The organism is Micromonospora sp. NPDC002411 (assembly GCF_053592955.1).
Genome location: NZ_JBSFBM010000297.1, coordinates 1 through 8,437, shown reverse-complemented (window position 1 = coordinate 8,437; position 8,437 = coordinate 1). Strand labels below are relative to the sequence as shown.

The window sequence follows — 8,437 nt, the reverse complement described above, 5'->3', positions numbered from 1 at the left end:
GGTGACCCGGCCGACCTGAATCCCTACCGGGAAGGGCTCGCGCAGGAGACGAGCGTCGTCACCTCGATGCGGGCGCTGCTCGACGACTATCCGCACCGGCGCGGCGCTGCTCGCCGCCGGCCTGTCGATCGTCGCCTTCGCCGTGCACCGGGCCGACCGGCCGGGGCAGGTCGAATTGGACCTGATCGGCCGCGACGGTGAGTACGCCGTCGCCCCGATGCTGGCGATGGCCGGCTCGGCGATGTACCACCTCGCCCAGGACGGCCGGTTCACCGCGGCCGGCATCGTGGCCGGCAGCGTTGAGGGCTTCGCCCTGGTGGCGCGGCAGTACCTCACCCTCCGCGACGTCCGGGGGTACGCGGACCGCCTGGCCGAGCGGGAGGCGCACTTCCGTGAGCTGGCGCACACCGACCCGTTGACGTCGTTGGCCAACCGGCGTGGCCTGCTCCGCGCACTGCACGACAGTGCCGCGACGGGCACTCCCCGGGTCCTGCTCGGCCTCGACCTGGACGGCTTCAAGAACGTCAACGACATGCGCGGCCACGACGTGGGTGACGCGGTGCTGGCCGAGGTGGGGCGGCGGCTGCGTGGCAACCTGCGCCCCGGGGACGTGGCTGCCCGGCTGGGCGGCGACGAGTTCGCCGTCCTCATGCAGGGACGGTCGGCCGAGGCGGACCGGGTCGCCGAACGGTTGCTCGGGGTGCTCAACCGGCCGTACGACCAGCCAGAGGGGCCGGTCTTCCTGTCGGTCAGCATCGGGGTGGCCGGTTGGGCCGGCGAACCGGACGTGGAGTTGCTGCTGCGCCACGCCGACCTGGCGCTGCGCTACGCGAAGCAGCGGGGCAAGAACCGCATCGAGCGCTACGACGCCACCTACGACCAGCTGCTGCGCCGACGTACGACGGTGGAGCACGAGCTGCGCGGTGCCGTCGACCGCGACGAGCTGAGTCTGGTCTTCCAGCCGGTGGCGTCACTGCCGTCGGTGCGGCCGGTCGGCGCGGAGGCGCTCCTCCGTTGGCACCACCCCGAGCTGGGCAACGTCCGTCCGGACGAGTTCATCCCGCTCGCCGAGGAGTGCGGGATGATCGCCCCGCTGGGTGCCTGGGTGTTGCACCAGGCCTGCTACCAGCTCTCCCGGTGGTTGGCGGACGGGCACGACGTCTGGGTGTCGGTCAACGTGTCCCCGCGTGAGTTGCACGCGCCGGCGTACGTGGTCCAGGTCGCCGAGGCGCTGCGCGCCCACCACGTGCCGCCGCAGCGGCTGGTGCTGGAGGTCACCGAGCACGCGGTCGCCACCGACCTGGACGAGCTGATCCGGCGGCTGACCGCGCTGCGGTTGACGGGTGTCCGGATCGCGCTGGACGACTTCGGGGCCGGCTACTCGTCGTTGGGGCAGCTGCGTCGCCTCCCGATCGACATCCTGAAGATCGACCACAGTCTGGTCGCCGAGCACGAGCCGGTCCGCCCGGTCGACCAGGACGGTCCGGCGTTCGCGCCGATGGTCGACATCGTCATGCGACTGGGTCACCAGTTGGGGCTCGAGGTGATCGCCGAGGGGGTCACCACGCCGACCGAGCTGGCCGCCGTGGTGGCCGCCGGCTGCCGGTTCGGCCAAGGCGCACTGTTCGGCTGGGGGGTGCCGGCCGAGCACCTGGAGGCGATGCTGGAGGCGGCGACCTCACCGGGTGCGCGGCCTGCTCCGGTGCCCGCGCCACGTCGGAATCCGGGTGGGTCGGAGCAGCTCAGCCCGGCTGCCGATGGCGCGTCGCCGGCCGACGCGCCGAACTCCGTTAACCAACATGTGGGATCAGTTGACTCATCGCGTGAGATGCGTCAGGCTTAGCCGCATGTCGTCGTACCGGTCGCTGCGAGTACTTACCTGAGCGCACTCTCCCTGATGAGAGTGCGCTGGCCCCGTGCATCTGCACGAGGGCCGTTTTTATTGCCATCGGAACCTGGCGAGGCGGGCCCCGCCCGTGTCGCAACGCTTGACTAGCCACCAGCCACTCCAGCCGAAGGCCAGAACCGTCATGACGAGACCCACGCCCGAGACCCTCGCCCACACCGCCCGCCGGGCCCGCGCGGCCGCCGACCCGACCGTCGACGTCGACCCGGCCGCCGCACGCAGCGCGGCGACCCCGGCCGTTCCGGCGGTACGGCCCTCCGCCCCCGCCCAGGTCTCCGGGGCCGGCTCGCTCGTGCGGTCCCTCGAGGCGCTCGGCGTCGACGTCGTCTTCGGCATCCCGGGCGGCGCGATCCTGCCGGCGTACGACCCGCTCTACGACTCCACGGTCCGGCACATCCTGGTGCGCCACGAGCAGGGCGCCGGGCACGCGGCGACCGGGTACGCGCAGGCCACCGGCAAGGTCGGCGTCTGCATCGCCACCTCCGGCCCGGGCGCGACGAACCTGGTCACCCCGATCGCCGACGCGTACATGGACTCGGTGGCGATGGTCGCGATCACCGGGCAGGTGGCCCGCCCGTCGATCGGCACCGACGCCTTCCAGGAGGCGGACATCCAGGGCATCACCCTGCCGATCACCAAGCACAACTTCCTCGTCCAGACCGCCGAGGAGATCCCGCGGGTGCTGGCCGAGGCGTTCCACCTGGCCAGCAGCGGGCGGCCCGGCCCGGTGCTGGTGGACATCCCCAAGGACGTGCTGCAGGCGCCGACCACCTTCGCCTGGCCGCCCACCCTGGACCTGCCCGGCTACCGGCCGACCCTGCACCCGCACGGCAAGCAGATCCGGGAGGCGGCGCGGCTGATGGCGGGTGCCCGCCGGCCGGTGCTCTACGTCGGCGGCGGGGTGCTCAAGGCCGACGCCACCGACGGGCTGCGTCGGCTGGCCGAGTTGACCGGCATCCCGGTGGTCACCACGCTGATGGCGCTGGGCGCGTTCCCCGACTCGCACCGGCAGCACCTGGGGATGCCCGGCATGCACGGCACTGTCGCCGCGGTCTACGGCCTGCAGAAGTCTGACCTGATCGTGGCGCTGGGCGCGCGGTTCGACGACCGGGTCACCGGCAAGCTGGACTCGTTCGCCCCGGACGCGACGGTGGTGCACGCGGACATCGACCCGGCGGAGATCGGCAAGAACCGGCACGTGGACGTGCCGATCGTCGGTGACGCCAAGCACGTCATCGACGAGCTGATCGCTGCGGTGACGGTCGAGCGGTCGGCGGGGCGCACCACCGATCTGGGCGACTGGTGGACGCAACTGGACGACCTGCGCGACCGCTACCCGCTGGGCTACGACGAGCCGTCCGACGGGACGCTCTCCCCGCAGTACGTGATCAAGCGCCTGGGTGAGATCGCCGGCCCTGACACGATCTTCGTGGCCGGGGTGGGCCAGCACCAGATGTGGGCCTCCCAGTTCATCTCCTACGAGAAGCCGCACACCTGGTTGAACTCCGGCGGTCTCGGCACGATGGGCTACGCGGTGCCGGCGGCGATGGGCGCGAAGGTCGGCAAGCCGGACACCGTGGTCTGGGCGGTGGACGGTGACGGCTGCTTCCAGATGACCAACCAGGAGCTGGCCACCTGCGCGTTGGAGGGCATCCCGGTCAAGATCGCGGTGATCAACAACGGCAATCTCGGCATGGTCCGGCAGTGGCAGACGCTCTTCTACAACGAGCGCTACTCCAACACCGAGCTGGGCACGCACAAGCACCGCATTCCCGACTTCGTGAAACTCGCCGAGGCGTTGGGCTGCGTCGGCCTGCGCTGCGAGAACGCGGCCGACGTCGACAAGACCATTGCCGCCGCCATGGAGATCAACGACGCCCCGGTGGTGATCGACTTCGTGGTCGGCAAGGACGCGATGGTCTGGCCGATGGTCGCCGCCGGCACCAGCAACGACGAGATCATGTTCGCCCGCGGCGTCCGCCCGGTCTTCGACGAGGATGACATCTGACATGACTATGCACACGCTTTCGGTGCTGGTGGAGAACAAGCCCGGCGTGCTCGCCCGGGTCTCCGGCCTGTTCTCCCGCCGTGGGTTCAACATCGACAGCCTCGCCGTGGGCGAGACCGAGAACCCGGACGTCTCCCGGATCACCATCGTGGTCAACGCCGAGTCGTCCCCGTTGGAACAGGTCACCAAGCAGCTGAACAAGCTGGTCAACGTGCTGAAGATCGTCGAGCTGGATCCTCAGGTGTCGGTTGCCCGGGAGTTGCTGCTGGTGAAGGTCCGCGCCGACCGCGCCGCGAGATCCCAGGTGCTGGAGACCGTCAACCTGTTCCGCGCCCGGGTGGTCGACGTCGCACCGGACACGCTCACCATCGAGGCCACCGGCACCCCCGACAAACTCGATGCGCTGCTCCGCGACCTCGAGGCCTTCGGCATCAAGGAGATGGTCCAGTCCGGGCTGGTGGCGATCGGACGCGGTTCGCGCTCGATCACCGCCGGTCCCGCGCTACGGGCCGCCTGACCGCCACCGGTCGGCCCCGGCGGGCCTCCCGGACCCAACCACAGAAACCACGACGGGCCGCCCCGGCCGTCGTACGAAAGGGAAGTTCTCATGAGCGTTGAGGTGTACTACGACGACAACGCCGACCTCGGCCTGATCCAGGCCAGGAAGGTCGCGGTGATCGGCTACGGCAGCCAGGGTCACGCCCACGCGCTGTCGCTGCGCGACTCGGGCGTCGACGTGGTGATCGGTCTGCCGGAGGGCTCGAAGAGCCGTCCCAAGGCCGAGGAGCAGGGCCTGCGGGTGCTCACGCCGGCGCAGGCCGCCGCCGAGGCCGACGTGATCATGGTGCTCGCGCCGGACACCGCCCAGCGCAAGCTCTACACCGAGTCGATCGAGCCGAACCTCGCAGCGGGCAAGGCGCTGTTCTTCGGCCACGGCTTCAACATCCGGTACGGCCTGATCAAGCCGCCGGCCGAGGTGGACGTGGCGATGGTCGCGCCGAAGGGTCCGGGTCACCTGGTCCGTCGCCAGTATGCCGACGGCAAGGGCGTGCCCTGCCTCGTCGCCGTCGAGCAGGACGCCAGCGGCAACGCGCTCGCGCTCGCCCTCGCGTACGCCAAGGGCATCGGCGGCACCCGTGCCGGTGCGATCAAGACCACCTTCACCGAGGAGACCGAGACCGACCTCTTCGGCGAGCAGGCGGTGCTCTGCGGCGGTGCCTCGGCGCTGGTGCAGACCGGTTTCGAGGTGCTCACCGAGGCGGGCTACGCCCCGGAGGTCGCGTACTTCGAGTGCCTGCACGAGCTGAAGCTGATCGTCGACCTCATGTACGAGGGCGGCATCGCGAAGATGCGCTACAGCATCTCCGACACCGCCGAGTACGGCGACCTGTCCCGTGGCTCGCGCATCATCGACTCCCGGGTCAAGGACGAGATGCGCAAGATCCTCGGCGAGATCCAGTCCGGCGAGTTCGCCCGCGAGTGGGTCGCCGAGGACGAGGCCGGCCGGCCCAACTTCAAGAAGTGGCAGGCCGAGGGTGCGGCGCACCCGATCGAGGAGACCGGCAAGAAGTTGCGCGGCATGATGAGCTGGGTCGACCGCCCGATCACCGAGACCGCCTGACGCGTCCCGCTCCGCCGACGGCCCCGGGCCGGCGCTCTCCCCAGCGTCGCCCGGGGCCGCCGGACCATGTGCCACCCCGCCCAGCTCTGGCCGCATGATCCGCGCAACATCAGGGATATTGCGCCCTCAGGCTGCTTCGAGGCAGCAGTTTCCCCGATGTTGTGCGGATCATGGCGCCGGCGGGCGCGGGCGCGCAGGGACGCGGGGTGCACCGGTGCGGGTGGGACCTCTTGTGGCCGGGACCGTTTCGGCCCGGTGAACGGTCGATGTCCAGCGCTCGACCGGGCGTGTGAGGGCCCTCACCCCGCAGACCGGAACATGCCGAGCAGCGCGGCCCCTACGATCGCCTGTAGGTGCAGCAGCCGGCACCTGACGGCCACGGCACGGATCAGCGCAGGGCGCAGTGCGGCGCCCCGCCGCCCGGGCCGATCGCAAACACGACCTCTACGAGGACCGATGAATCCTGTCGTACTGATCGCCGAAGAACTCGCCCCCGCCGCCATCGAGGTGCTCGCCCACGACTTCGACGTCCGTCACGTCGACGGCACCGACCGTCCGGCCCTGCTCTCGGCGCTCTCCGAGGCCGACGCCGTCATCGTGCGCAGCGCGACCCAGATCGACGCCGAGGCGGTCGCCGCCGCGCCGCGACTCAAGGTGGTCGCCCGGGCCGGCGTCGGACTGGACAACGTCGAGGTGCCGGCAGCCACCGCCCGGGGCGTCATGGTCGTCAACGCGCCCACCTCCAACATCGTCTCCGCCGCCGAGCAGGCCGTCGCACTGCTGCTCGCCGTCGCCCGCAACACCGCGAGTGCCAGCTCCGCGCTGAAGGCGGGGGAGTGGAAGCGATCGAAGTACACGGGCGTCGAGGTGCAGGGCAAGACCGTCGGCGTGGTCGGGCTCGGTCGGATCGGGGTGCTCTTCGCGCAGCGCATCGCCGCCTTCGGCACCCGGCTGATCGCGTACGACCCGTACATCCAGCCGGCCCGTGCGGCGCAGCTCGGCGTACGCCTGGTCGGGTTGGAGGAGCTGCTGCGGGAGAGCGACTTCATCTCCATCCACCTGCCGAAGACGCCGGAGACGGTCGGCCTGATCGGTGAGAAGGAGCTGGCGATCGTCAAGCCCGGCGTCCGCATCGTCAACGCCGCCCGTGGTGGGCTCGTCGACGAGCAGGCGCTCGCCGACGCGATCGCCGAGGGGCGGGTCGCCGGCGCCGGCGTCGACGTGTACAGCAAGGAGCCGTGCACCTCCTCGCCGCTGTTCGCCTTCGACAACGTGGTGGCCACCCCGCACCTGGGCGCCTCCACCCACGAGGCGCAGGACAAGGCGGGCCTCGCCGTGGCCAAGAGCGTCAAGCTGGCGTTGCAGGGCGAGTTCGTCCCGGACGCGGTGAACGTGCAGGCCGGTGGCGTGGTCGCCGAGGACGTCCGGCCGCTGCTGCCGCTGGCCGAGAAGCTGGGGCGGGCGTTCACCGCTGTCGCCGGTGGGATCGCCGCCAGCGTCACGGTCGAGGTGCGCGGCGAGATCGTCAGCCACGACGTGTCGGTGCTCAAGCTCGCCGCCACGAAGGGCCTGTTCAGCTCGGTCGTCGAGGAGCAGGTCACCTACGTCAACGCCCCGCACCTGGCGGCGGAGCGCGGCGTCGAGGTCACCCTGGCGACCCTGGCCGAGACGGTCGAGCAGTCCACCCTGGTCACGGTGCGTGGCGCGCTGCCCGACGGTCGTACGGTCAGCGTCTCCGGCACTGTCACCCACTCCGGCGCTCGGGACGTCCTCAAGCTGACCGAGGTGGACGGCTTCGACGTGGAGATCGGCGCGGAGGGCATCCTGCTCTTCCTGCGCTACGCGGACCGTCCCGGCGTCGTCGGCACCGTCGGCACCCTGCTCGGCGAGTCGGGCATCAACATCGCGGCCATGCAGGTGGCTCGGCGCGAGGCGGGTGGCGAGACGCTGATGACGCTCACCGTCGACCAGGCGCTCGGCGCGGACCTGCTCACCTCGGCCGCCGACTCGATCGGCGCCACGGCGGCCAGCGCTGCCGACCTGCGCGACGAGTAGTCGACGACACAGCACCATGGGGCCCGGCGATTCGCTGGGCCCCTTGTCGTGTCCGGGGTGAGGTGACCCGGGTCAGCCGGGCATCCGGGCCGGGGGCGGGTAGACCGAGCCGTCCTGCGGGTCGAACAGCATGAGCCCGTGCTCGCCGGCCAGCCGCTCGATGTCCAGCAGCACCTGGTCTGCGCAGGTCGGGTGCAGGTTCAGCTCGACGTGGTCGTGGGCGGCGTGCAGTGGTGCCACCGCCCACGGGCTGTTCGGGCCGGGATGGCGGTCCGGATAGGAGGCGGTGATGGCCCGGTAGAAGCTGACCACCCGCGGGTCCGGGTAACGGTCCACGTGTCGCCCCTGACGGCAACCGTCGACCGCTGTCCGTACGTCCTCGGGCGTCGCCCCGTCCTCCAGGGCCCACACACTCAGATCGAAACTCACGGCGGACAGCGTGCCATCCGTCGTTCACCATGTCGAAACTGCCTCGCCGCCAGCCCAACAGCCGAATTCCGCAAGCTCCGGTCGCGACGGTCCGGTGTGGAGACTCTTGCGTCGAGTTGCGTCGATTCGCTAGCGTACGTGCTGCGGTCACTGGCCGAGTCGAGGCGCCGGCCCGTCTTCGGGTGGCGCGGTCGACGTCCGGCCCGACCGGTCCGCACCCCTCGATCACCCAGACCGGAGCCGCCGACCAGCGAGTAGCTCTTGACCTTGGCGTCGCGCGGGATGGCGTACGCCACCTGGACGTCGGTCACGGTCTGGTACCCGATCTGGGACGCGGGCCTGCGGCTCGACCATTCGGTGCGGACCGTCTCCGAGGCGCTGTCCGTGGCCCGAGGGCGACCTTGACGTCGTCCTGGGC

At 70.9% G+C, this 8,437-nt stretch carries 6 protein-coding genes and 1 pseudogene; 6 read left to right on the top strand and 1 reads right to left on the bottom strand.

Annotated features, from left to right (window positions below):
- Positions 1-97: 97 nt before the first annotated feature.
- The 5 genes and pseudogenes from ACWCO3_RS27185 to serA all read left to right on the top strand — a co-directional run.
- Positions 98-1,843 (top strand): annotated as a pseudogene (locus ACWCO3_RS27185) (putative bifunctional diguanylate cyclase/phosphodiesterase); the annotation flags it as partial.
- Between the two features lie 187 nt (positions 1,844-2,030).
- Positions 2,031-3,914: an acetolactate synthase large subunit gene (locus ACWCO3_RS27180; RefSeq protein WP_145785150.1), complete on the top strand. Its 1,884-nt coding sequence runs from the start codon at positions 2,031-2,033 to the stop codon at positions 3,912-3,914.
- A 1-nt stretch (position 3,915) separates the two neighbouring features.
- The gene (gene ilvN, locus ACWCO3_RS27175) at positions 3,916-4,431 is read left to right on the top strand and encodes an acetolactate synthase small subunit (protein ID WP_088991111.1); all 516 of its coding nucleotides are present in this window, start codon (positions 3,916-3,918) and stop codon (positions 4,429-4,431) included.
- A 90-nt stretch (positions 4,432-4,521) separates the two neighbouring features.
- Positions 4,522-5,535, top strand: a complete 1,014-nt coding sequence (gene ilvC, locus ACWCO3_RS27170; RefSeq protein ID WP_088991110.1) for a ketol-acid reductoisomerase — start codon at positions 4,522-4,524, stop codon at positions 5,533-5,535.
- Between the two features lie 456 nt (positions 5,536-5,991).
- Positions 5,992-7,590, top strand: a complete 1,599-nt coding sequence (serA, locus tag ACWCO3_RS27165) for a phosphoglycerate dehydrogenase (protein WP_145785149.1) — start codon at positions 5,992-5,994, stop codon at positions 7,588-7,590.
- A gap of 72 nt (positions 7,591-7,662) precedes the next feature.
- On the opposite strand, the gene ACWCO3_RS27160 is transcribed toward serA, so the two are convergent.
- Complete coding sequence (locus ACWCO3_RS27160) at positions 7,663-8,019, bottom strand: hypothetical protein (protein ID WP_088991107.1); 357 nt, start codon at positions 8,017-8,019, stop codon at positions 7,663-7,665.
- Between the two features lie 261 nt (positions 8,020-8,280).
- Between ACWCO3_RS27160 and ACWCO3_RS27155 the strand changes: the two genes are divergently transcribed.
- Positions 8,281-8,424 carry a hypothetical protein gene (locus tag ACWCO3_RS27155; protein ID WP_450012730.1) on the top strand — a complete coding sequence of 48 codons (144 nt, stop codon included), beginning with the start codon at positions 8,281-8,283 and terminating at the stop codon, positions 8,422-8,424.
- Positions 8,425-8,437 lie beyond the last annotated feature (13 nt).

Bases quoted from the DNA above. Each gene is read 5' to 3' on its own strand.
- ACWCO3_RS27180 (WP_145785150.1), top strand. From the start codon at position 2,031: ATGACGAGACCCACGCCCGAGACCCTCGCCCACACCGCCCGCCGGGCC.
- ilvN (WP_088991111.1), top strand. From the start codon at position 3,916: ATGACTATGCACACGCTTTCGGTGCTGGTGGAGAACAAGCCCGGCGTG.
- ilvC (WP_088991110.1), top strand. From the start codon at position 4,522: ATGAGCGTTGAGGTGTACTACGACGACAACGCCGACCTCGGCCTGATC.
- serA (WP_145785149.1), top strand. From the start codon at position 5,992: ATGAATCCTGTCGTACTGATCGCCGAAGAACTCGCCCCCGCCGCCATC.